The organism is Thiocystis violacea (assembly GCF_016583575.1).
Taxonomy (GTDB): Bacteria; Pseudomonadota; Gammaproteobacteria; order Chromatiales; family Chromatiaceae; genus Thiocystis; species Thiocystis violacea.
Genome location: NZ_NRRG01000199.1, coordinates 1 through 518 on the forward strand (window position 1 = coordinate 1; position 518 = coordinate 518).

Annotated in this window: 1 pseudogene; it reads right to left on the minus strand. The window is 68.9% G+C overall.

From position 1 onward, the window contains the following. A pseudogene (locus CKO27_RS24185) lies at positions 1-437 on the minus strand (hypothetical protein); the annotation flags it as partial. Positions 438-518: the final 81 nt, after the last annotated feature.

Consider the following 518-nt stretch of genomic DNA (forward strand, 5'->3'; position numbering starts at 1 on the left):
TCCTGCAGATGGGCGCCGCCGAACACCAGGCGCGGGTGCTCGCGCAGCGCGACGCCGTCGCGCGTCACGCTCTGCTTGTTCAGCGCGCGGTAGGCCAGCGGCTCGGAGTAGCTCGCCTCGCGCATTGCCAGCTGGCGGCTCAGCGCCAGGTCCAGCAGCGAGTGGGTGCGCGTGTCGTAGAACACCTGGCCTTGGGCGGCCGCGGTCGTTTGCGAGCCGCCGAGTTCACGCCGGAAGTGCACGCTGTCCAGTGCCGTGATGCACAGGAAGACCAGCAGCACCAGCACCGAACACAGCGCCGGCGGGTCGCGGAAGACCTTGGTCCAGGTGGTGCGCAGCGGCGCGCTGCGCAGCACGCGCACGGTGTAGCCGGCGAGCGCGGCGAACAGCGCCCACAGCGCGATGTCGGTCCAGAGCAGGACGAATTTGAAACCCATGGCCGGCCCTCAGTTGAGACGAACCCGGGGGTCGACCCAGGTGTAGGCGACGTCGATCAGGATGTTGGTCGCGATGTACAG